A 22,691-nucleotide genomic window follows, 5' to 3' on the forward strand; every position below is an offset into this window, starting at 1 on the left:
TGAGGTGACGGATGGTGGAGCAGCCCGCGGGCGGCGCCGCGTCGGCCGACGGGGCCGACGACGCCGTGGAGGCGCTCGACCGCCCGCTGCCCGAAGAGGTGCGGCGCCGGGTCGTCGCGCTGGTCTCGGACGCGTTCGGCGGTCTCACGGTCACCGAACTGCCCGCCCAGCTGAGGCAGTACGCGCGCTTCACGCCGTCCCGGCGCGCCAAGTTCGCCGGGAACGCGATGGCGTCCGCGGTGGCGGGCGACGCGGTGTTCCGCCGCCGCATCGGCGAACGGCTCCGGGAGGCCCAGCCGGAGCTGGCGGGCGCCCTGGAGGCCGGGGCGCCGCCCGCCGCCGCCGACCCGGTGGACGTGGCGGCGGCCGCCTATGTGCTGCGGCCGGCCGGCTGGGTGAAGCTCGTCGCGGCGGCCGGCGAGGAGGTCCAGCGGGCCGACGCCGAGCGGGCCGACGAGGAGACCCGGCGCGAGCTGGCCCGGCTGCGCGAGGAACTCGCCCTGGCCAGGGCCCAGACGAAGAGCGAGACGGAACGGCTCCGCGCCGAGCTGGAGGCGGCCCGCAAGGAGGCCGACGCCCTCCAGCGCAAGCTGCGCAGCGCGGTCAACGAGGTCAAGCGCGGTGAGGCGGCGCTGCGCCGGGGTAGGGCCGAGACCGATGCCGTACGCGCCGAGGCGGCCGCCCAGGTCTCCGCGGCCGAGAGCGAGACCCGGCGGCTGCGGGCGAGGCTCGGGGAGGCCGAGGCGTCCGTCGAGGCGAGCCGCAGGGCCGCCCGCGAGGGGCGCTCGGTCGAGGACATGCGGCTGCGGCTGCTGCTGGACACGGTGCTCGAAGCGGCCGGCGGGCTGCGGCGCGAACTGGCGCTGCCGCCCTCGTCGATGCGGCCGGCGGACGGCGTGGACGCGGTCGAGCCGGGCCGGATGTCACCCAAGGACGTTGCGGCCAGGGCCCTTTCGGAGACCGATCCGGCGCTGCTCGACCAACTGCTCGCGCTGCCGCAGGCCCATCTGATCGTGGACGGCTACAACGTCACCAAGACCGGCTATCCGCAGATGCCGCTGGAGAAGCAGCGGCTGCGGCTGCTGGGCGGTCTCTCGGTGCTGGCGGCGCGCACGGGCGCCGAGATGACCTGTGTGTTCGACGGGGCCGAACTGGCCGCGCCGGTGCTGCTCGCGCCGCCGCGCGGGGTGCGGGTGCTGTTCAGCAAGCCGGGCGTCACCGCCGACGAGCTCATCCGTCAACTGGCGCGCGCGGAGCCGTCGGGGCGGCCCGTGGTGGTGGTCTCCACCGACCGCGAGGTGGCCGACGGGGTGGCCAGGGCGGGGGCCAGGCCCGTTGCGTCCGCCTTGCTCCTGAAGCGGCTTTCGCGTGTTTAGCGCTGCTTGCGGTGACTTGCCGGAGATCATGGAACGGACCGTCAAGTCGCCGCTACACCCGGTGTGATGTGGGTAAAGAAGTGCCCTGTGTGACGAGATTTTTCCTGTGAGGATTTGAACTGATCACAAGATGGTCACTATGGTCAGGGCTCGAACCTTCGCACGGTCGATCGCCCATCCGGGGTGACGGCGAAGGAACCGCCGAGTCCGTGACGTGCACGGAGCCGGGGATTCACCTCCCCCCATTGGCCCGGTAGGCGGCTCGAGGAAGAAGGAGCTCGCCTTCGTGGCGTCCCACCGTCGTCCCAAGCAGCCGAGCCGCGCTCGTGTGACCGTGCTCACCGCGACCGCCGCCGCGGCCGTGGCCCTGTCCGCCCAGGCCGCCCACGCCGACCCCAAGCCGACCAAGAGCGAGGTCAAGGCGAAGGTCGACAAGCTCTACCACGAGGCAGAGGTGGCCACCGAGCAGTACAACGGGGCCAAGGAGAAGCAGGAGAAGCTCGAGAAGCAGATCAGCGCGCTGCAGGACAAGGTCGCCCGCGGGCAGCAGGAGCTCAACTCGCTCCGCTCCGGCCTCGGCTCCCTCGCCGCCGCGCAGTACCGCTCCGGAGGCATCGACCCCTCCGTGCAGCTCTTCCTCTCCTCCGACCCGGACAGCTTCCTCGACCAGGCCTCCGCACTCGACCAGCTGACGGCCAAGCAGACCGAGGCGCTGTCGAAGGTCCAGGAGAAGCAGCGGGCCCTCGCGCAGCAGCGCAAGGAGGCCCAGGACAAGTTGGGCGACCTCGCCGACGTCCGCAAGACGCTCGGTGAGAAGAAGAAGAAGCAGCAGGGCAAGCTCGCCGAGGCGCGCCAGGTGCTCAACACCCTCACCGCCGCCGAACGCCAGAAGATGCAGCAGGACGAGGTCCGCGCGAGCCGCGACGCCGGAGATCGGGTCGAGCTCGGCAACGAGGCCCCCGCCTCCGCCCTCGGCGCGAAGGCCCTCAACGCCGCCGCCACCCGGGTGGGCATGCCGTACGTCAAGTCGGCCGTCGGCCCCAACTCCTTCGACTGCTCGGGCCTGACCATGTGGGCCTACGCCCAGGCCGGCGCCAACATCACCCGCACCACGTACACCCAGATCAACCAGGGCACCCGGATCGGGGTCGGCCAGCTGAAGCCCGGCGACCTGGTCTTCTTCAACGGCAACTCGCACGTGGGCCTCTACGCGGGCAACGGCACCGTCCTGCACGCCCCGTACCCCGGCGCGTACGTGCGCTACGAGTCGATGAGCACCATCGGCAGCATCTTCGGCGCGGTGCGCATCTGACCGCCCCCGAACGGGCGAATTCCCGCGCCCGATACTGACGGCCGCCCCGCCGGAGACCACAGGTCACCGGCGGGGCGTCACTGTGTGTGCTCCCCGCCGCCCCGGCGTGTCTTTGTCCGCTCCGTGACCGCGCGGTTACTGTCTGCCCTGCCGTGCAGCTCCCGTGTGTCGGTCCGCCCGCCCGGGCGGCAGGGGCTGCGCGCGTCTGCGTACAGCGGAAGGGAGTGCGGCGTCCTGTGGGGTCCCATCGCCGTTCCACACAGTCCGGTGCCGGCCGGAGCGCCCGGGTCACCGTCCTGACGGCCGCCGCGGCGACCGCCGCCGCGACGCTCGGCGCGGCCACCGCGAACGCCGAGCCGCAGGACACCCCGCAGACCGCCGGGGCCCGCGTCGACCGCCTCTACACCGAGGCCGAGCGCGCCACCGAGCAGTACAACAAGGCCGGCGAGGACGTCGCGCGGCTGCGCGGCGAGGTGAGCCGGGCCCAGGACCGCGCCGCCCGGGGCCAGGAGCGCATCAACCGCATGCGCGAGGAGCTCGGCTCGGCCGCCAGGGCGCAGTACCGCTCCGGCGGCATCGACCCCTCGCTCGCCCTGCTGCTCACCTCCGACCCCGACAGCTATCTCGACCGGGCCGCGGCTGTCGGCCGGGCCGACGCCCACCGCGCCACCGCCCTGGCCGACCTGCGCAAGGCCCAGCGGGCGCTGGCCCAGACCCGCGCCGAGGCCGCCCGATCGCTCGCCGGTCTCGAACGCGGCCGGGAGGCCGTCAGCCGCCACAAGCGGACCGTCGAACACAAGCTGTTCCAGGCCCGGCAGGTGCTGAAGTCGCTGCCCGGCGCCGAGCGCGCCGCCTTCGCACGTGCCTCCCGCGACGGCCGCGACCCGGGCGCCGGACCCATGGCCGCTCTGCCCGCCGGCTCGTCCCGTGCGGCGGCCGCCGTCCTGGCCGTCCACCGGGCGCTCGGCCGCCCCTACGTCTGGGGCGCCAACGGGCCCTCCGGGTTCGACTGCTCCGGGCTGATGCAGTGGGCCTACGCCCAGGCCGGGGTCAGCCTGCCGCGCACCTCCCAGGCCCAGCGGTACGCCGGCCGCATGGTGCCGCTCTCCGAGGCCCGCCCCGGCGACCTCGTCGCCTACCGCGCGGACGCCGGCCACATCGCCATGTACGTCGGGAACGGCCAGGTCATCCACGCCCCGTACCCCGGCGCCCCGGTCCGCTACGACCCCGTCGGCATGATGCCCGTCTCCTCGGTCACCCGCGTGTGACAGCCCTTACGCTCGTCATGTGGCGGATCAGGTGCGCACCGCGGGGCGGGCGCGTGGCGGGCGACGGCGGGCGGCGGGTGCCGTGCTCGCCGCGCTGCTGTGCGCGGCCGGCTGCTCGGCCCCGACCGACGAGGCGCCGGACACCACCACCCGTGACGTCCGCGCCACCCTGGACCGGCGCGCCGCCGCGGTGCTGCACCACGACGCGGCGGCCTACGTAGCCGTCGTCGCCCCGGACGCCACGGCCCTGCGCAGCGCGCAGCGCCGCGAGATCGCCCGGCTCGCGGACGTGCCGCTCGGCTCCTGGACGTACCGGCTGACCCACCTGTCCGCGCACGGGAGCGACCGGGCCACCGCCGACGTCCGGCTCGGCTACCGGCTCAGGGGCTACGACAGCGCCCCCGTCTCCGTCGACCGGGTGGTCGAGCTGGCCCGGGGCCCGGCGGACGGCCGCTGGTACGTCACCGCGGACCGGGCGGCGGACGGCGGCGGCCGGCAGCTGTGGGAGCAGGGCGACATCGAGGTGGTGCGCGGGGCGCACAGCCTGGTGCTCGGCGTCGGGCGCTCGCGGGACGAGCTGGACGCGATCGCCGCGACCGCGGACGAGGCGGTGCCGGCCGTCTCCGCCGCCTGGCCGGAGCGGTGGGCCGGGCGCGTGGTGGTGCTGGTGCCGGACAGCGTGTCGGAGATGGCGGAGCTGCTGGGATCGCCCGCCGCGAACTACCGGGGCATAGCGGCCGTCACCACCGGCGAGACCGGCGGCTCGGGGAAGGCGCCCGCCGACCGGGTGATCGTCAACCCGGAGGCGTACGCCCTGCTCGGCGGCTTCGGGCAGCGCGTCGTCCTCACCCACGAGACCGCCCATGTGGCCACCCGTGCCCGCACCTCGGCCGCCACCCCGACCTGGCTCTCCGAGGGCTTCGCGGACTGGGCGGCCTACCGGGGCCAGGAGCGCACCGCCGAGGAGATCGCGCCCGAGCTGGCCGACGCCGTCCGGGCGGGCGACGGGCCGGCCGCGCTGCCCGAGGACGAGGACTTCGCCTTCGCGGGCGACGCGGGCCGGCTGGCGAAGGCGTACGAGGGCGGCTGGCTGGCCTGCGAGCTGATCGCCGACCACTGGGGCGAGGCGAAGCTGTTCGCGTTCTACCGGGCCGTCGGCGGCCACGGGGGCAGGGACGGGGCCGTGGAGGAGGCCCTGCACGAGGTGCTGGGCACCACCCCGCAGGACTTCACGGCGCGCTGGCGGGTGTATCTGGAGAACCGGCTCGGCTGAGCGCGGGCGCGGCCGGCACCTCGCGCACCGCCGGTTCCGCTTCCGGTTCGCGCACGGTCTCGCGCCACAGCCGTACGGCCGCGAGCAGGGACGCGGCCACCAGCAGCCCGTTGCGCAGGAACATCAGCGTCACGCCCGTCGCGTCGCTCGTCACCACATGGACGAAGCCGATCGGGAACTCCAGCTGGGTGATGCCCGTGGCCACCACCACCAGGACGGCCGGCCACCCCATCCGGCTCTCGCGCAGCACCAGGCACACCGCGGCGAGCCCGACCAGCCACAGCATGTACTGGGGGCTGATCACCCGGCTCGTCGTGGTGAACAGCAGCACCGCCGTGAACGCCGCGTCCGCCGGCGTACTCACCCCGAACGTGCGCGCCCGCAGCCGCCACACCAGCAGCCAGCCGAACGCGAGCAGGCTCAGCCCCAGCGCCAGCGTGCTCACCAGACCCACGTGCGGGCCCAGGAACTCCAGCGAGCCGTAGTGCAGCTCCACCCGGCCCTGCCAGCCGAACTGCCGCGCCACGTGGAAGACCAGCGCCCCCAGCGACTCGACCTCGGTGCCCCGCTCGCGCTGGAAGCCCAGGAACGCCAGCGACCCCGGCGCCGCCGCGGCGCACAGCGCCAGCAGCCCGGCCGCCACCCCGGCCGCCGTCGTCCACGCCAGCCGGGTGTGCCGCCCCCGGGCCGTCCCCGCCAGCAGCAGCGCCGGCCACACCTTCAGCAGCGCCCCGAACGCCGCCAGCGCCCCCAGCACCCGGGGCTGCCGCAGCCCGGCCAGCAGCGCCGCCACCGCCACGGCCGTCACCATCACGTCGTACCGGGCGTACGCGGTCGTGCCGAGCAGCGGCACCCCCGCCACCCACACCCACACCCCGGCCGTCCGCCGGCCCGGCCCCCGGCTCGCGCGCAGCAGCAGACCCATGACCAGCGCGTCGCACAGGAACGCCAGGACGTAGAAGGACGTGGCGTAGTCCAGGAACGGCAGCAGGGCGGGGGAGAGGATCGCGAGGGCCGCCACCGGCGGGTACTGCCAGGTGACGTCGGACTGCGGGTAGGTGCCCGAGCGCAGCACGTCGTACCAACCGTGGTAGATCACCGACACGTCACTCGTCACGTCGAGTCCCGGCGGGGTGATCACCTTGCTCACCCAGAGCAGCAGCAGCGCCCTGCTGAGCGCCCACACCGCGAAGGCCGCCGGACGTGTGCCGCTGGAACCCGTCATGACCCGCCTCACCCGTCGCCTTCGTCGTACGAGGAGCCATGATGCCCGTCCGGCCTGTGCGCGAGCCACCAGGCGGGGCCGGGCCGGTACTGTCGGCGGCGATGGACAAGACCTTGATCGTGACCAATGACTTCCCGCCCCGGCCCGGGGGCATCCAGGCGTTCCTGCACAACATGGCGCTGCGGCTGGACCCCGACCGGGTCGTCGTCTACGCCTCCACCTGGAAGCGCGGGGCCGAGGGGGAGGCCGCGACCGCCGCCTTCGACGCCGACCAGCCCTTCACCGTGATCCGCGACCGTACGACGATGCTGCTGCCGACCCCGCGCGTGACCCGGCGCGCCGCCGAGCTGCTGCGCACCCACGGCTGCTCGTCCGTCTGGTTCGGCGCCGCCGCCCCGCTCGGGCTGATGGGCCCGGCGCTGCGCGAGGCGGGCGCCCGGCGGCTGGTCGCCACCACGCACGGCCACGAGGCCGGCTGGGCCCAGCTGCCCGCGTCCCGGCAGTTGCTGCGGCGGATCGGCGAAGGCACCGACACGCTGACCTACCTCGGCGAGTACACCCGCTCCCGGATCGCCGCCGCGCTCACCCCGGCCGCCGCCGGCCGCATGGTCCAGCTGCCCCCGGGCGTCGACGAGAAGACCTTCCACCCGGACTCCGGCGGCGACCTGGTCCGGGACCGGCTCGGCCTTACCGACCGGCCGGTCGTGGTCTGCGTGTCCCGGCTGGTGCCCCGCAAGGGCCAGGACACCCTGATCCTCGCGATGCCCGCGATCCTGGCCGAGCAGCCGGACGCCGTCCTGCTGATCGTGGGCGGCGGGCCCTACGAGGGGCAGCTGCGGAAGCTGGCCGCGCGGACCGGGGTGCTGGACTCCGTGCGGTTCACCGGGCCGGTGCCCTGGGCGGAGCTGCCCGCGCACTACGGGGCCGGCGACGTCTTCGCGATGCCCTGCCGGACCCGGCGCGGCGGCCTCGACGTGGAGGGCCTGGGCATCGTCTACCTGGAGGCGTCCGCGACCGGGCTGCCGGTGGTGGCGGGTGATTCGGGCGGCGCCCCGGACGCGGTGCTCGACGGCGAGACGGGCTGGGTGGTGCGCGGCGGCTCGGCCGAGGAGTCGGCGGAGCGGATCAACGCGCTGCTGGGCGACGCGGAGCTGCGGCGCCGGATGGGGGAGCGGGGCCGGGCCTGGGTCGAGGAGAAGTGGCGCTGGGACCTGCTGGCGGAGAGGCTCAGGGAACTGCTCTGAACGTGTAGGAGCAAGGGCCCGCATTGGCCACGTGCAGGGGTCCGCACCAGCGTCCGGTGCGGACCCCCACACGTACAGGTCACACGCTCACGAGCGGTAGATCGCTTCCACCTCGTCCGCGAAGTCCTTCGCCACCACGTTCCGCTTCAGCTTCAGCGAGGGCGTGATGTGACCCGCCTCCTCGGTGAACTGGGCGCCCAGAACGCGGAACTTGCGTACGGACTCCGCCTTGGAGACCGCCGCGTTGCCGTCGTCCACCGCGCGCTGCACCTCGGCCAGCAGCTCCGGGTCCTCGCGCAGCGACAGGGCGGTCGAGCCGGCCGGCTTGCCGTGCTCCTCGGCCCAGCGACCCAGGAACTCCTCGTCCAGCGTCACCAGCGCGCCCACGAACGGGCGCCCGTCGCCGACGACCATGCACTCCGCCACCAGGGCGTGGCCGCGGATGCGGTCCTCGATGACGGCGGGGGCGACGTTCTTGCCGCCGGCCGTGACGATGATCTCCTTCTTGCGGCCGGTGATCGCGAGGTAGCCGTCCTCGTCCAGGGTGCCGATGTCACCGGTGTGGAACCAGCCGTCGGCCAGCGCGTCGGTTGTCGCCGCCTCGTTGTTCCAGTAGCCGGAGAACAGGTGCTCGCCGTGCAGCAGCACCTCGCCGTCGTCGGCGATCCGCACCACGGAGCCGGGCAGCGGCTGGCCGACCGTACCGATCTTCTGCCGGTCCCACGGGTTGAAGGCGGTCGCCGCGCAGGTCTCGGTCAGGCCGTAGCCCTCCAGGACGGTGAAGCCGATGCCCCGGTAGAAGTGGCCGAGCCGTTCGCCGAGCGGGGCGCCGCCGGAGATCGCGTACTCGCCGCGCCCGCCGAGCACGGCCCGCAGCTTGCCGTAGACCAGCCGGTCGAAGACCTTGTGCTTGATCTTCAGGCCCATCGACGGGCCCTGCGGGGTGCCCAGCGCGCGGCTGTAGGCGATCGCCGTGTTCGCGGCCCTGTCGAAGATCCTGCCCTTGCCGTCGGCCTGCGCCTTGGCGCGCGCCGCGTTGTAGACCTTCTCGAAGACGCGCGGCACACCGAGGATCAGGGTCGGCCGGAACGCGGCCAGCTCGTCGGTGAGGTTCTTGATGTCCGGTACGCAGCCGAGCTTGATCGGAGCCATCACCGAGGCGACCTCGACCAGGCGTCCGAAGACATGGGCGGCGGGCAGGAAGAGCAGGACGGAGCACTCGCCGGTCCGGAAGAGGGGCTTGAGCCGCTCCACCACGTTGCCGCACTCCGCGAAGAAGCTGCGGTGCGTCAGCACACAGCCCTTGGGGCGGCCCGTGGTGCCCGAGGTGTAGACGATGGTGGCCGGGTCGTCGGCCCCGGCGGACGCGCTGCGCAGGTCCACGGTCTCCTCGGAGACCTCCGCGCCCTGCTCCCGGAGCGCGTCGACGGCGCCCTTCTCGATCTGCCAGACGTGGCGCAGCTCCGGCAGCCGGTCGCGCACGGAGGCGACCGCGTCGGCGTGCGCGTCGCTCTCCACCAGCACCGCGACGGCCCCCGAGTCACCGAGAATCCACTGCACCTGCTCGGGGGAGCTGGTCTCGTAGACCGGGACGGTGACCGCGCCCGCGCTCCAGATCGCGAAGTCCAGCAGCACCCACTCGTAACGGGTGCGCGACATCAGGGCCACCCGGTCGCCGGGCTCGACGCCCGCCGCGATCAGGCCCTTGGCGGCCGTCCGGACCTCGGCCAGGAACCCGGTGGCGGTGACATCGGTCCAGGCGCCGGCCACTTTGCGGCTCATCACCGCGACATCGGGATGCTGAGCGGCATTGCGGCGGATGAGATCCGTCAGGTTGCCGTCCGAGGGAACCTCGTACAGGGCCGGAAGGCTGAACTCGCGCAAGACTGCTGCTCCTCATCGGGCTCCGGTGCCACGGCTCTGTGTGATGCACCGGCGCGGTCCAAGATGGCGGGTGCTCAGTGGGGTGAGCACGACTGGACTGCCCGGACGTTACCCACCAGTACTCGGTTCCGGATAGGGGGTTCCGGCCAGATGTCTTATGCGTCACACATATCGGTCGTCCTTTCGCGCACAGTAGTCCACCCCCGCGCACACCCGGAAGTAACCGCAGGTCCGGGGCCTCTACCCAGGTGGGAGCGGTCGTCCTAGGCTGATCTTCATGCGAGCAGGAGCGAACAGCAGAGGGGCCGCCGACGGGCGGCGCACCCGCGTCCACGTGGTCAGCGACGTACACGGAAACACCGAGGCGCTCGCCCGCGCCGGAGACGGCGCCGACGCCCTGATCTGCCTGGGTGACCTGGTCCTCTTCCTCGACTACGCCGACCACTCGCGCGGCATCTTCCCCGACCTCTTCGGCGTCGAGAACGCCGACCGGATCGTCGCCCTGCGCACCGCGCGCCGCTTCGACGAGGCCCGCGACTTCGGCCGCGCCCTGTGGCAGGGCATGGACCGCGACGCCGCCGTCACCGGTGCGGTGCGCAGGCAGTACGCCGAGATGTTCGCCGCACTGCCCACTCCGACGTACGCCACCTACGGCAACGTCGACATCCCCACCCTGTGGCCCGAGTACGCCGGCCCCGGCACCACCGTCCTGGACGGCGAACGGGTCGAGATCGGCGGCCGCGTCTTCGGCTTCGTCGGCGGCGGCCTGCGCACCCCGATGCGCACCCCGTACGAGATCGGCGACGAGGAGTACGCCGCCAAGATCGAGGCGCTCGGCGAGGTGGACGTGATCTGCACCCACATCCCGCCCGAGGTGCCGGAACTGGTCTACGACACCGTCGCGCGCCGCTTCGAGCGCGGCAGCCGGGCCCTGCTCGACGCCATCCGCCGCACCCGCCCGCGCTACGCGCTCTTCGGCCACGTCCACCAGCCGCTGGCCCGGCGGATGCGGATCGGCGCCACCGAGTGCGTCAACGTCGGCCACTTCGCCTCCACCGGCCGGCCCTGGGCAATGGAGTGGTGAGCGCCCGGCCCGCCTCCCCGGCCCGCCACCCCGGCCGGACCCTGGGACGGGCCGCCGGGTCCACGCGATAGCCTTCTGGCGGCAGGCCTCTGCCGACGGACCGGTACACCGCACTGGAGGGCCACAGCGATGGCTGAACACACCAGCTCGAGCATCACGATCGAGGCGGCGCCGGCCGACGTCATGGGTGTGATCGCCGACTTCGACCGCTATCCGGAATGGACCGGCGAGGTCAAGGAGGCCGAGGTCCTCGGCACCGACGAGCGCGGCCGCGCCGAGAAGGTCCGCCTCGTCCTGGACGCCGGCGCGATCAAGGACGACCACACCCTCGCCTACACCTGGATCGGCGACTACGAGGTCAGCTGGACCCTGGTCAAGTCGCAGATGCTCCGCGCCATCGACGGCTCCTACGCGCTCGCACCGCTCGGCGACGGCGACCGCACCGAGGTCACCTACCGGCTCACCGTCGACGTCAAGATCCCGATGCTCGGCATGATCAAGCGCAAGGCGGAGAAGGTCATCATCGACCGCGCGCTCGCCGGTCTCAAGAAGCGTGTCGAGTCCGTCCCGAAGGCCTGAGCGCGTGCGTACGGTCCTGGTCACCGGACCCGGCGGAGCCGGCCGTACCACCGTCGCCGCGGCGACCGCGCTGGCCGGTGCCCGCGACGGCGCCCGCACCCTGCTGATCTCCGCCGACCCCATACCCGGCTTCCCCACCGCCACCGCGCCCACCCGGGTCACCGAGGGGCTGTGGTCCGTCCGGGTCGACTCCGGCGCCCACTTCCGCAGCGAACTCCTCACCCTCCAGGAGCAGTTGTCCGGGGTGCTCGACCTGCTCGGGGGCAACCCCATGGACGGCGAGGAGCTGACCGAACTCCCCGGCAGCACCGAACTCGCCCTCCTGCACGCACTGCGCCGCGCCACCCACGGCGACTGGTCCCGCGAGGGGTACGACCTCCTCGTCGTCGACCTGCCACCCCTGCGCGAAGCCCTCGCCCTGCTCGCCCTGCCCGAGCAGCTGCGCCGCTACCTGCGCCGGCTGCTGCCCCAGGAACGCCAGGCGGCCCGCGCCCTGCGCCCGATGCTCGCCCAGCTGGCCGGTGTGCCCATGCCCGCCCAGTGGCTGTACGAGGCCGCCGCCCGGCGCGACGCCGAGCTGGCCCAGGTCCAGGCGCTGATCGAGGACCGCTCCACCACCCTCCGGCTGGTCGCCGAACCGGGCCCGGCCGCCGAGGACGCCCTGCGCGCCGCCCGCACCGGACTCGCCCTGCACGGCCTGCGCACCGACGCGCTGGTGGCCAACCGGGTGCTGCCCGGTCACTCCTCGGACCCCTTCTTCGCCGCGCTCGCCGCCCAGCAGGAGAAGGTCCTCGGCCACTGGCGCGAGGAAGGGCCCGCCCCGGTCCGGGTGGCGCACCTCGGCCGCGACCCGCAGGGCCCCGACGACCTCCTGGCCCTCGCCGGGCCGGACGGGGCGCTGGCCGTGCCCGCTGCCGGCCACGAGGGCGGCCGGGCCGAGGACCCCTGGTGGATCGAGGAGGCCGGCGCCCCCGAAGGGCCGGACGGGGACGCGGTACTCGTCTGGTGCCTGCGGCTGCCCGGCGCCGACAAGAAGGACCTCCAGCTGGTCCGGCGCGGCGGCGAACTCCTCCTGACCGTCGGCCCGTTCCACCGCATCGTGCCGCTGGAGCCCGCGCTGCGCCGCTGCACCGTCTCCGGCGCCGCGCTCACCGACGGGGTGCTCCGGGTCCGTTTCACGCCCGACCCCGCGCTGTGGCCCCGGACGAGCTGAACGCCCTACCACCGTTCGGGTAACGTCGAAGGTACGTGTCCGGAATGCCGGGCCGGCCATCCATGTCGCAGGAGTCCGCCATGAGCGAAGCCACCGATCGTCCCGCCGACGACGACGCGTGGGCCCAGGCCTGCGCAGAGGACCTCGCGGCCGAGAAGGCCCGCCGCCGCGCCGCGTACGGGCCGCCGCCCGGCTCCGCCGCCGAGGAGCTGCGCAAGCTGGTGGACGCCGTCACCGACAAGCTCGGATCGCTCCAGACACCCCTGCTCGGCCTCGCCGCCCAGGGCGCCGTGCAGCAGGTCATCCAGCAGGCCAAGGCCGCCGTCGAGCCCGTGATCGAGCGCAATCCAGACGTTTTCGATCACATCGCGGCGGCCGGCAGCGAACTGCTCGCCGCCTACCGCTCGGCGGTCCAGGGCCAGGAAGGCCGCTGGACCCAGGGTGCGGGGGACCCCGCAGGCACGGAAAAGAAGGCGGAGGACCCCGTCGACCCCCGCGACGAGGGGTCCGCGGCCGGCGAACACATCGACCTGGACTGACCGGCGCCGACAGGACGGCGCCCGGCCTCGGGTACGGTTGCCTCAGCGGGGCTCGACCGAAACTGAGGGATTCATGGGACTCACCATCGGCGTCGATATCGGCGGCACGAAGATCGCAGCTGGAGTGGTCGACGAAGAGGGCCACATCCTCTCGACCTTCAAGGTGTCGACCCCGCCGACGGCCGAAGGCATCGTGGACGCGATCGCGGCGGCGGTGTCCGGCGCGAGCGAGGGACACCCGGTCGAGGCGGTCGGCATCGGCGCGGCCGGATACGTCGACGACAAGCGGGCCACGGTGCTGTTCGCACCCAACATCAACTGGCGCCACGAGCCGCTCAAGGACAAGGTGGAGCAGCGCGTCGGCCTTCCCGTCGTCGTCGAGAACGACGCCAACGCGGCGGCCTGGGGCGAATACCGCTTCGGTGCCGGCCAAGGCCACGACGACGTCATCTGCATCACGCTGGGCACCGGCCTCGGCGGCGGCATCATCATCGGCAACAAGCTGCGCCGCGGACGCTTCGGCGTCGCCGCCGAGTTCGGCCACATCCGGGTCGTCCCGGACGGTCTGCTCTGCGGCTGCGGCAGCCAGGGCTGCTGGGAGCAGTACGCTTCCGGCCGCGCCCTCGTGCGGTACGCGAAGCAGCGCGCCAACGCCACCCCCGAGAACGCCACGATCCTGCTGGCGCTCGGTGACGGCACCGTCGAGGGCATCGAGGGCAAGCACATCAGCGAGGCCGCCCGCCAGGGCTGCCCGGTGGCCGTCGACTCGTTCCGCGAGTTGGCCCGCTGGGCCGGTGCCGGACTGGCCGACCTCGCCTCGCTGTTCGACCCGTCCGCGTTCATCGTCGGCGGCGGCGTCTCGGACGAGGGCGAGCTCGTCCTCGACCCGATCCGCAAGTCGTTCCGGCGCTGGCTGATCGGCGGCGAGTGGCGCCCGCACGCCCAGGTGCTCGCGGCCCAACTGGGCGGCAAGGCAGGGCTCGTGGGCGCGGCGGACCTGGCCCGCCAAGGCTGAACCACCCGCACCCCGGACGCCCGTCGCGCCCCTGGGAGTGTCCGCGAAGTGTCGCCAGGCGTTGCAGGCCAGGCGACACTTCGCGGACACGACCTGGGAGCGGCGGGCGTCCGCCGTATCGTGAGGGCATGGCCACGATGTCGCTATCGTGAGGGCATGGCCACGATGTCGCTGCCCGATTCCCGCACCGAGCAGGACGGCACCGCCGTCATCAGGGTGCTCAGCTACAACATCCGGTCCATGCGCGACGACTGCCCGGCCCTCGCCCGGGTCATCCGCGCCTGCGCCCCCGACCTGGTCCTCGTCCAGGAGGCGCCGCGGTTCTTCCGCTGGCGCAAGTACGCCGCCCGGCTCGCCGCCGCCACCGACCTGGTGGTCCTCGGCGGCGGCGCCACCGCCGCCGGGCCGCTGCTGCTGTGCTCGCTGCGCGCCACGGTGGAGCGCACCGAGGACATCCTGCTGCCGCGCACCCCGGGGCTGCACCGCAGGGGCTTCGCCACCGCCGTGGTCCGGTTCGCGGGCGCCCGGCTCGGGGTGGTGAGCTGCCACCTGAGCCTCCAGCGGCAGGAGCGGCTGGCCCAGGTGGAGCGGCTGGTGGAGACCGTGGACGCACTGGGCGTGGAGCACGCCGTGGTCGCCGGCGACCTCAACGACGTACCGAGCGGGCGGTCCTTCCGGCGGCTGGCCGGGCGCTACCAGGACTGCTGGGAGGCGCGGCCGTGGGGCGGGGAGTACACCTTCCCCGCGCACGACCCGCGCCGGCGGCTCGACGCCGTCTTCGCGACCGATGGCATCGAGGTGCTCGGCTGCGGGGTCCCGAGCGGGCTGCCCGGCGTGCCGGCCACCGACCTGCGGGCCGCGACCGACCACCTGCCGGTGCTGGCCGCGCTCCGGGTGCCGGCGGCGCGGGCCGTCTGAGCAGCCCGGCTCAGACCACCGCGCCGCGTCCGGGGTCGTCGTCGTCCTCGTCGTCGGGGTTCATCCGCGCCACCAGCGTCACGAAACCGCCCAGGAAGCCGCCGACGGAGACCGTCGTCAGCCACCAGGTCATCTCCCACGACAGCAGCACAGCGAGCAGCATCAGCAGCGGCCCGCCGACCACCGCGAGCCAGGCGAACTTCGCCGTGACGTCGGCCTCCGGCAGCGGCGGCGGCTCCGGCGGCACGAAGTGCCCCTCGCCGCTGTCATCCCCGTCGGCGCCGGCGCCGGCGTCGGCGTCGGGATCGGCCGGGGTGTAGTCGCGCGGGCCGACGCCGGGCGCGAACACCACGGAGCTGCCGAGCGGCCGGTCCGGCTCCGGCTTGGGCGGCCGCTTGCCCAACCCCTTGTCCGGGTCCAGGGCGGTCAGCGGCCCGTCGTCCGCCAGCGCCAGGTCCTCGATCGAACGGAACGGCCGGGAACCCGGCGGGTCCGGCGGCTCCTCCCCGTACCCCGCGACGATGGCCTGCCAGGCGGCCTCCTCGTCGAGCGGCTTCTCCCCCTCGCCGCCGGCCGCTGCGGCCGGGGCGTCGGCCACCGCTGCGCCGCCGCCGTCGGCCACCGCTGCGCCGCCGCCGTCGGCCACCCCCTCGGCGGGGAGCGGCTCGCGCTCCTCCTCGCTGCCCGTGCGTTCCGCGTCGTGCTCAGCCACCGGACGTGCTCCCCTTCTTCCCGGTCGGAGCGAGGCGGCCGATGAACGCAAGGCTCTCGTCGAAGATCCGCTTCGCATCATGGTCCAACGTCGCCACGTGGTAGCTCTGTTCCAGCAGGACCTCCCGGACGTCCGTGGAGGAGACCCGGCTCAGGACGCGGGCCGAGTCGGCGGGCGGCACCACATGGTCCTGCGGGCTGTGCAGCAGCAGGAGCGGCTGGGTGACCTGCGGCAGGTCCCCGTCGACCAGCCGGAAGAACGTACGCACCGAATGCGCCGCGTGCAGCGGCACCCGGTCGTAGCCCACCTCCGCGGAACCCGGCAGCGCGATGTCGCTGACCAGCCCCTTCGTCGTCGGCACCAGATGGCGCACCACCGGCAGCGCGTGCGCCGAGAGGCCGTGCACCTTGTTGGCCGGGTTGACGAGGACCAGCCCGGCGACCGCGTCCCCGTGCCTCGCCGCCAGCCGCAGCGCCAGCGCGCCGCCCATGGAGAGCCCGAAGACGAACACCCGGGCGCAGCGCTCCAGCAGCCCCCGCAGCTCCCGGTCCACCTCCGCGTACCAGTCCTGCCACCCGGTCACCTGCATGTCCTGCCACCGGGTGCCGTGTCCGGGCAGCAGCGGGAGCGAGACCGTCAGCCCGCGCTCGGCCAGGTACTCGGCCCAGGGGCGCAGCGACTGCGGGGTACCGGTGAATCCGTGACAGAGGAGGACGCCGACCTCTCCGCCCTCGTGGCGGAACGGCTCGGCTCCGGGAAGGACCGGCACCGGGGTCTCCTGTTCGTGAGGCTCGCGGGGAGCGAAAGGGGGGTGCGGAAGGATTACTTCACCGTACGCGACCGGGCCGACACCGACCAGGGCCGTCACCGGCCGAGGGGCGGACACCTGCCCGCGCCGGGCAGGGGCGTGGAGGACACCTCGGGTTAAGGTCTTCGCACAGCACTCAGGAGGCACCCGAGTTGATCTACGGCGCTATGAAGTTCTCCATCGGCGGGTCTCTGAAGCTCGCCTTCAGGCCGTGGGTGGAGGGCCTGGAGAACATCCCCGCGCGCGGGCCCGCCATCCTCGCCAGCAACCACCTGTCGTTCTCCGACTCCTTCTTCCTGCCGGCCGTCCTGGACCGCAAGGTCACCTTCATCGCGAAGGCCGAGTACTTCACCGCGCCCGGCGTCAAGGGCAGGCTCACCGCCGCGTTCTTCAAGGGCGTCGGCCAGCTCCCCGTGGACCGCTCCGGCGCGCGCGGCGCCGGCGAGGCGGCGATCCGGGCGGGCATCGAGGTCATCGAAAGCGGCGGCCTCTTCGGGATCTACCCCGAGGGCACCCGGTCGCCCGACGGCCGGCTCTACCGGGGCAAGCCCGGCGGGCTCGCCCGGGTCGCGCTCGCCACCGGGGCGCCGGTCATCCCGGTCGCGATGATCGACACGGAGAAGATCCAGCCGCCCGGCCAGGTGATGCCCAAGCTGATGCGCCCGGGCATCCGCATCGGCAAGCCGCTCGACTTCAGCCGCTACCACGGCATGGAGGGCGACCGCTTCATCCTGCGCTCGGTCACCGACGAGGTGATGTACGAGATCATGAAGCTCTCGGGCCAGGAGTACGTCGACATCTACGCGACCGCCGCCAAGCGGCAGATCGCCGACGAGGCCAAGCGACGGGCCGAGGCGGCGAAGAGGACGCAGTCGGGCACGGAAGCGGACCACGACGACGCCTGAGGGCGCGGCGGTCCGCCGGGGGTGGGGGAGAACAGCATGGTCAAGCGCGTACGCGTGGTACGGATGTCGGTCGAGCAGCCGCTGTGGCGCGCCCTGACGGCGTACCGCGTCCTGACGATGCTCTACGCGGTCCTGCTCGCCGCCTTCGCCCGGCACGACTACGAACGGCCCTGGATAGCGATCACGTTCCTGTCGCTGATGGCCGTCTGGACGCTCGCCACCCTGCCGAAGGTGGGCTCCGCCGCCGCCTGCACCAAACGCTTCCTGGGCGTCGACCTCGCCATCGCCCTCACCGGCATCGTCGTCACCCCGCTCGCCGACCTCCAGGCCCAGCACGTCGACGGGCCGACCCTGCCGTCCATCTGGACCGCCGGTTCCGTCCTGGCCTTCGCGATCAAGGGCGGCTGGCGCTGGGCCGGCTTCGCCTCCAGCCTCGTCGCCGTCGCCAACCTCATCGAGCGCGGCGAACCCAGCCGCGACACCCTGCACAACGTGATGCTGGTCTGGGTCGCCTCCATCGCCATCGGGTACGTCGTGGAGGTCGCCCGCGCCAGTGAGCGCACCCTCGCCCGCGCCCTGGAGATCGAGGCCGCCACCCGCGAACGGGAACGGCTGGCCCGGGACATCCACGACAGCGTGCTCCAGGTCCTCGCGATGGTGCAGCGGCGCGGCGCGGCGATCGGCGGGGAGGCCGCGGAACTGGGCCGGATGGCCGGGGAACAGGAGGTCGCCCTGCGCACCCTGGTCTCCAGCGGCCTGGTCCCCCCGACCCGGGTCTCCGAGGACGCCTCCGAGGGCGCCGTCGTACGGACCGTCGACACGGACGACGACGAACCGGGCGCGCGGGACGGTGGCGAGACCGATCTGCGTACCCTGCTCACCCCGCACGCCGGCTCCCGGGTCAGCTTCGCGGAACCCGGCGCCCCGGTGCTGCTCCCGGCCGCGGCGGCCGCGGAACTGGCGGCGGCCGTCGGCGCGGCCCTGGACAATGTCCGGGTGCACGCGGGGGAGGACGCCCAGGCGTGGGTTCTGCTGGAGGACTGGCCGGACGAGGTGATCGTGACGGTCCGGGACGACGGTCCCGGCATCCCGGAGGGGCGTCTCGCGCAGGCCGAGGGCGAGGGGCGGCTCGGAGTCGCCCTGTCGATCCGCGGGCGGCTGCGCGACCTGGGCGGTACGGCAGAGCTGATCTCGGTGCCCGGCCAGGGCACCGAAGTCGAATTGAAGATTCCGAAGGTTCCGAAGGTTTCACGGGGGAAGGCGGGTTCGGTCCGATGAGCGCGACACACGAAGAGGGCGCCGGGCAGCGGGCGGTCAGGGTGATGGTGGTCGACGACCACCCGATGTGGCGCGACGCGGTGGCCCGCGACCTCGCCGAGGCCGGCTTCGACGTGGTGGCGACCGCCGGCGACGGGCCGCAGGCCGTCCGCCGGGCCGGTGCCGTCACGCCCGACGTCCTGGTCCTCGACCTCAACCTGCCGGGCATGCCCGGGGTCCAGGTCTGCAAGACGCTCGTCGGCGCGCAGCCCGCGCTGCGGGTGCTGGTGCTCTCCGCCAGCGGTGAGCACGCCGACGTACTGGAGGCGGTCAAGTCCGGCGCCACCGGCTATCTGATGAAGTCGGCGAGCACCCAGGAGCTGACCGACGCGGTCCGCCGCACCGCCGCCGGCGACGCGGTCTTCACCCCCGGCCTCGCCGGTCTGGTGCTCGGCGAGTACCGCAGGCTGGCCTCCGAACCGGCACCGGTCGCCTCCGACGAGCCGAAGGCCCCCGAGCTCACCGACCGGGAGACCGAGGTGCTGCGGCTGGTGGCCAAGGGGCTCTCGTACAAGCAGATCGCCGAACGGCTCGTCATCTCGCACCGCACCGTCCAGAACCACGTCCAGAACACCCTGGGCAAGCTCCAGCTGCACAACCGGGTCGAGCTGGTGCGGTACGCCATAGAGCGAGGCCTGGACGACGCCTGAGCGGCGCGGCGGGGCACCCCGCCGTATATTCGCGAGGGACCGGCCGCGCGCAGAGAGCAGGTGAGACGTCGTGGAGATCCTGGCCTTCGGAGTGCAGTCCGACGAGAAGCCGCTGATCGAGAGGGCTTTCGCCGGCAAGCACGACGTGCGGTGCCTGGACGTCTTCCTGAACCGGGACACCGCGCCCATCGCGGCGGGCTACGAGATCATCTCCACCAGTGTCAACGCCGACCTGGGCGGCGGCGTCCTGCAGACCCTCGCGGCCGGCGGCACGCAGATGATCGCCCAGCGCTCCACCGGCTTCAACAACATCGACCTGGACGTCGCCGAGCGCCTGGCCCTGCGCGTCTCCCGGGTCTCGTACTACTCCCCGTACTCGGTCGCCGAGTTCGCCTGGACGCTCGCCATGGCGGCCAACCGCCGGGTGATCCGCGCCGCCGGCCGCACCCGCGACTTCGACTTCCGCCTCGACGGACTCCTCGGCCGCGACATGCACGGCCGCACGGCCGGCGTCATCGGCACGGGCAAGATCGGCGAGGCCTTCACCCGGATCGCCCACGGATTCGGCATGAAGCTGCTCGGCTGGGACGTCGCCGAGAACCCGGCCTGCGTCGAACTCGGCATGCGCTACGTCGACAAGGAGCAGCTGCTCGCCGAGTCCGACCTCATCAGCCTGCACGTACCGCTGCTGCCCTCGACCCACCACATCATCGGCAAGGACGCCCTGGCCCGGATGAAGGACGACGCGATCCTCATCAACTCCAGCCGCGGCGGCCTCATCGACACCTCGGCCCTGGTCGGTGAACTGCGCGCGGGCCGGTTCCTGGGCATCGGGCTCGACGTGTACGAGGCGGAGGCCGGGCTCTTCTTCCTCGACAAGTCCCTGAAGGGCGTGGACGACGACACCCTGGCCCGGCTCGTCACCTTCCCGAACGTCATCGTCACCTCGCACCAGGCGTACTACACCGAGGACGCGGTGGGCCAGATCATCGACGCCACCGTCCGGAACGTCGACGACTACCTGGCCGGCCGCACCGGCGACAACGTCCTGGTGCCCGCGCGCCCCGGGTCCTGACACCGCCAGGACCCGGGGCCGCGTCTCAGCCGCGCACCGGGAGCCCGGCCAGCAGCGCGGCCACGATCGCCGCCCCGCTCAGCGTCAGCACCGACTCCGGGTGGAACTGCACCGAGGCGAAACCGGCCCCGCGCAGCGCGTGCAGCTCCCCGTTCGCCGCGTCCCGGCTCGCCTCGATGCCCCGCGCCGCGAGCCCGGCCGCCCCCGAGTCGTCGCAGCGCGCGGTGAAGCTGTTGTAGAAGCCGACCGTCTCCGGCCGCCCGAACAGATCGATCCGGGTCTGCGCACCCTGGTACGGCACCGCCTTGCGGACGATCTCCAGGCCCAGTTCCGCCGCGATCAGCTCATGGCCCAGGCACACCCCGAGCAGCCCGTGCCGGTGCTCCCGCACCAGCTCGGCGGCCATCGCGCGCAGCACCCGCATCTTCGGGTCGGCCGCGTCGCCGGGATTCCCCGGGCCGGGGCCGAGCACCACGGGCCCCTCGTGCGCCCGCACGGCCTCGCGCAGCCCCGGCTCGTCGTAGCGGCGCACGGTGACGTCGAGCCCCGAGGCGCGCAGCAGGTGCCCCAGCATCGCGGTGAAGGTGTCCTCCCCGTCCACCACCAGCGCGTGGCCCAGGTGTTCGGCGGTGCGCTCCTGCATCCGCAGCCAGAACGGGGCGAGCCCGTCCCGCCGGGCGTCCAGGGCCGCCCGCACCCGCGGATCGTCGGCCAGCCGGGGTCGCGCCCGCTCCGCGTCGGGCCGGGCCGGCCGCACACCCAGCGCGGCCAGCACCCCGGCCGCCTTCGCATGGGTCTCGGCGACCTCGCCGTCCGGGTCGGAGTGGCGCACCAGGGTCGCCCCGACCGGCACCCGCAGCCCGCCGTCGGCCGCGATGTCGGCGGTCCGGATCAGGATCGGCGAGTCCAGGGTCTGCGTCCCGTCCGCCGCCCGGCGCAGCAGGGCCAGCGCGCCCGCGTAGTAGCCGCGCCCGCCGGCCTCGTACCGCTCGATGACCCGGCAGGCGTTCTGCACGGGGGAGCCGGTGACGGTCGCCGCGAACATGGTCTCCTTCAGCACCTCCCGTACGTCCAGCGAGGACCGCCCGCGCAACTCGTACTCGGTGTGCGCGAGATGGGCCATCTCCTTGAGGCGCGGGCCGATCACCACCCCGCCCATGTCGCCGACCGTGCACATCATCTTCAGCTCCTCGTCGACCACCATGGAGAGCTCCTCGGTCTCCTTGCGGTCACCGAGGAAGGCGAGCAGACCCTCGGCGCTCGGCCCCTCGGCGGGGTAGCGGTAGGTGCCGCTGATCGGATTCATCACGACGGTCCCGCCGGACATCCGCACATGCACCTCGGGGCTCGCGCCCACCAGCGTGCGCCCACCCGTCGCCCGCCGCCGCCCCGATGAGGAGAGCCCTTCGGGCTCGCTGCCCCCGGTGTGGACGACGAACGTCCAGTACGCCCCCCGCTCCCCGGCCAGCAGCCGCCGGAACAGGGCCAGCGCGTCCGCCCGGCCGAACCCCGGGATCTCCCCGCGGAAGGTCCGCCGGATCACGAAGTTGGCCCCCTCGCCCCGGCCGATCTCGTCCTCGACGACCCGCCGCACGGTCCCGGCGTACTCCTCGTCGGTGACGTCGAACGCCCCGTTCTCGACCCGCACTTCATGGCGGGGAAGCTGCTCCAGGGCCTCGTCCAGCGACATCGTGTACGACTCGTCGGCGACCAGGACCGACAGCGGCGTCCCGTCGTCGCGTACGTCGAAGCCGCGCTCCGCGATCTGCCGGAACGGCACCAGCGCCAGCGACGGCCGCTCCCCGACGGGGATCTCGGCCAGCCGGTCCACCTCGCGGACCCGGCCGATCAGCACCTCGACGGTGTCGTGGTCGTGGCCGGGGGTGCGCCTGCGCAGCAGGGCGAACGGCGGGCAGTCGTCGCTGAGAAGTCTGTGGATGCTCATGGGGTCGGTTCCTTCCAGGAAGATCAGCTGGGAGGAACGGCCCGCGGACACGGAAAAGGCCGCCCCTCGGGCGGCCTCTGCGTCGGTGTGTACGCGCGATCAGTGGGCCGCCGGATGAGCGGTCCACCACCAGTTACGGGTCGAGTGCGCGAACATGCCCCGTACCCTAACCCACGCCGTACGACGACGGGGCCCGTTCCCACCCGGCCGGGTGGGAACGGGCCCCGTCGTCAGGGGACGCCCGCTCGTCTAGAACAGGGTGTCGTAGATCTGCCACCCGGTCCCGACCTGCGACTTCGCCGCGAACGGGGCCGTCACGCTGCCGGTGGAGTGGTAGAACCAGAAGTTC

20 protein-coding genes are annotated in these 22,691 nt (G+C 73.4%); 15 read left to right on the top strand and 5 right to left on the bottom strand.

What is annotated here, in order from left to right:
* The first annotated feature begins 14 nt into the window (after nucleotides 1-14).
* The 4 genes from E6P78_RS26690 (at nucleotide 15) to E6P78_RS26705 (ending at nucleotide 5,229) form a co-directional block, all read left to right on the top strand.
* The gene (locus E6P78_RS26690) at nucleotides 15-1,376 is read left to right on the top strand and encodes an NYN domain-containing protein (RefSeq protein ID WP_206307923.1); all 1,362 of its coding nucleotides are present in this window, start codon (nucleotides 15-17) and stop codon (nucleotides 1,374-1,376) included.
* A gap of 286 nt (nucleotides 1,377-1,662) precedes the next feature.
* Nucleotides 1,663-2,688: an NlpC/P60 family protein gene (locus E6P78_RS26695; protein ID WP_206307921.1), complete on the top strand. Its 1,026-nt coding sequence runs from the start codon at nucleotides 1,663-1,665 to the stop codon at nucleotides 2,686-2,688.
* A gap of 236 nt (nucleotides 2,689-2,924) precedes the next feature.
* Nucleotides 2,925-3,956 (top strand): C40 family peptidase, encoded by a 1,032-nt coding sequence (locus E6P78_RS26700; protein WP_136206208.1) that lies wholly within the window; start codon nucleotides 2,925-2,927, stop codon nucleotides 3,954-3,956.
* 31 nt (nucleotides 3,957-3,987) lie between these two features.
* Entirely contained in the window at nucleotides 3,988-5,229 is a 1,242-nt protein-coding gene (locus E6P78_RS26705) for a M1 family metallopeptidase (protein WP_136206227.1), read from the top strand.
* Here E6P78_RS26705 and E6P78_RS26710 read toward each other — a convergent pair.
* Nucleotides 5,186-6,454: a glycosyltransferase family 87 protein gene (locus E6P78_RS26710; RefSeq protein ID WP_136206209.1), complete on the bottom strand. Its 1,269-nt coding sequence runs from the start codon at nucleotides 6,452-6,454 to the stop codon at nucleotides 5,186-5,188. The two genes, E6P78_RS26705 and E6P78_RS26710, sit on opposite strands and share 44 nt — an antisense overlap.
* Before the next feature lie 101 nt (nucleotides 6,455-6,555).
* Between E6P78_RS26710 and E6P78_RS26715 the strand changes: the two genes are divergently transcribed.
* Nucleotides 6,556-7,698, top strand: coding sequence for a glycosyltransferase family 4 protein (locus E6P78_RS26715; RefSeq protein WP_136206210.1), 1,143 nt, complete (start codon nucleotides 6,556-6,558; stop codon nucleotides 7,696-7,698).
* Nucleotides 7,699-7,785: 87 nt separating this feature from the next.
* On the opposite strand, the gene E6P78_RS26720 is transcribed toward E6P78_RS26715, so the two are convergent.
* Nucleotides 7,786-9,582: an AMP-dependent synthetase/ligase gene (locus E6P78_RS26720; protein ID WP_136206211.1), complete on the bottom strand. Its 1,797-nt coding sequence runs from the start codon at nucleotides 9,580-9,582 to the stop codon at nucleotides 7,786-7,788.
* Nucleotides 9,583-9,859: 277 nt separating this feature from the next.
* Between E6P78_RS26720 and E6P78_RS26725 the strand changes: the two genes are divergently transcribed.
* The 6 genes from E6P78_RS26725 to E6P78_RS26750 all read left to right on the top strand — a co-directional run bounded on the left by E6P78_RS26725 (nucleotide 9,860) and on the right by E6P78_RS26750 (nucleotide 14,930).
* The gene (locus E6P78_RS26725; protein ID WP_136206212.1) at nucleotides 9,860-10,666 is read left to right on the top strand and encodes a metallophosphoesterase; all 807 of its coding nucleotides are present in this window, start codon (nucleotides 9,860-9,862) and stop codon (nucleotides 10,664-10,666) included.
* A 129-nt stretch (nucleotides 10,667-10,795) separates the two neighbouring features.
* Nucleotides 10,796-11,245 (top strand): SRPBCC family protein, encoded by a 450-nt coding sequence (locus E6P78_RS26730; RefSeq protein WP_136206213.1) that lies wholly within the window; start codon nucleotides 10,796-10,798, stop codon nucleotides 11,243-11,245.
* A 4-nt stretch (nucleotides 11,246-11,249) separates the two neighbouring features.
* Nucleotides 11,250-12,458 (top strand): ArsA-related P-loop ATPase, encoded by a 1,209-nt coding sequence (locus E6P78_RS26735; protein WP_136206214.1) that lies wholly within the window; start codon nucleotides 11,250-11,252, stop codon nucleotides 12,456-12,458.
* Nucleotides 12,459-12,538: 80 nt separating this feature from the next.
* Nucleotides 12,539-12,997, top strand: a complete 459-nt coding sequence (locus E6P78_RS26740) for a DUF5304 domain-containing protein (RefSeq protein WP_136206215.1) — start codon at nucleotides 12,539-12,541, stop codon at nucleotides 12,995-12,997.
* A gap of 73 nt (nucleotides 12,998-13,070) precedes the next feature.
* The gene (locus E6P78_RS26745; RefSeq protein WP_136206216.1) at nucleotides 13,071-14,012 is read left to right on the top strand and encodes an ROK family glucokinase; all 942 of its coding nucleotides are present in this window, start codon (nucleotides 13,071-13,073) and stop codon (nucleotides 14,010-14,012) included.
* A 156-nt stretch (nucleotides 14,013-14,168) separates the two neighbouring features.
* On the top strand, nucleotides 14,169-14,930 hold the full coding sequence (locus E6P78_RS26750) for an endonuclease/exonuclease/phosphatase family protein (protein ID WP_136206217.1): 762 nt from the start codon (nucleotides 14,169-14,171) through the stop codon (nucleotides 14,928-14,930).
* Between the two features lie 10 nt (nucleotides 14,931-14,940).
* On the opposite strand, the gene E6P78_RS26755 is transcribed toward E6P78_RS26750, so the two are convergent.
* Both E6P78_RS26755 and E6P78_RS26760 read right to left on the bottom strand, forming a co-directional pair.
* Nucleotides 14,941-15,642: a hypothetical protein gene (locus E6P78_RS26755; protein WP_136206218.1), complete on the bottom strand. Its 702-nt coding sequence runs from the start codon at nucleotides 15,640-15,642 to the stop codon at nucleotides 14,941-14,943.
* Nucleotides 15,635-16,411, bottom strand: coding sequence for an alpha/beta fold hydrolase (locus E6P78_RS26760; RefSeq protein WP_136206219.1), 777 nt, complete (start codon nucleotides 16,409-16,411; stop codon nucleotides 15,635-15,637). The genes E6P78_RS26755 and E6P78_RS26760 overlap by 8 nt, the downstream gene beginning before the upstream one ends.
* A gap of 206 nt (nucleotides 16,412-16,617) precedes the next feature.
* Between E6P78_RS26760 and E6P78_RS26765 the strand changes: the two genes are divergently transcribed.
* The 4 genes from E6P78_RS26765 to E6P78_RS26780 all read left to right on the top strand — a co-directional run bounded on the left by E6P78_RS26765 (nucleotide 16,618) and on the right by E6P78_RS26780 (nucleotide 20,397).
* Nucleotides 16,618-17,355, top strand: coding sequence for a lysophospholipid acyltransferase family protein (locus tag E6P78_RS26765; RefSeq protein ID WP_136206228.1), 738 nt, complete (start codon nucleotides 16,618-16,620; stop codon nucleotides 17,353-17,355).
* 36 nt (nucleotides 17,356-17,391) lie between these two features.
* Complete coding sequence (locus E6P78_RS26770; protein ID WP_136206220.1) at nucleotides 17,392-18,633, top strand: DUF5931 domain-containing protein; 1,242 nt, start codon at nucleotides 17,392-17,394, stop codon at nucleotides 18,631-18,633.
* Nucleotides 18,630-19,322: a response regulator transcription factor gene (locus tag E6P78_RS26775; RefSeq protein WP_136206221.1), complete on the top strand. Its 693-nt coding sequence runs from the start codon at nucleotides 18,630-18,632 to the stop codon at nucleotides 19,320-19,322. The genes E6P78_RS26770 and E6P78_RS26775 overlap by 4 nt, the downstream gene beginning before the upstream one ends.
* Nucleotides 19,323-19,392: 70 nt before the next feature.
* Nucleotides 19,393-20,397: a 2-hydroxyacid dehydrogenase gene (locus E6P78_RS26780; protein WP_136206222.1), complete on the top strand. Its 1,005-nt coding sequence runs from the start codon at nucleotides 19,393-19,395 to the stop codon at nucleotides 20,395-20,397.
* Between the two features lie 25 nt (nucleotides 20,398-20,422).
* On the opposite strand, the gene E6P78_RS26785 is transcribed toward E6P78_RS26780, so the two are convergent.
* Nucleotides 20,423-22,342 (bottom strand): anthranilate synthase family protein, encoded by a 1,920-nt coding sequence (locus tag E6P78_RS26785; RefSeq protein WP_136206223.1) that lies wholly within the window; start codon nucleotides 22,340-22,342, stop codon nucleotides 20,423-20,425.
* Nucleotides 22,343-22,691: the final 349 nt, after the last annotated feature.

Source organism: Streptomyces sp. A0958, from assembly GCF_004795035.1.
GTDB lineage: Bacteria > Actinomycetota > Actinomycetes > Streptomycetales > Streptomycetaceae > Streptomyces.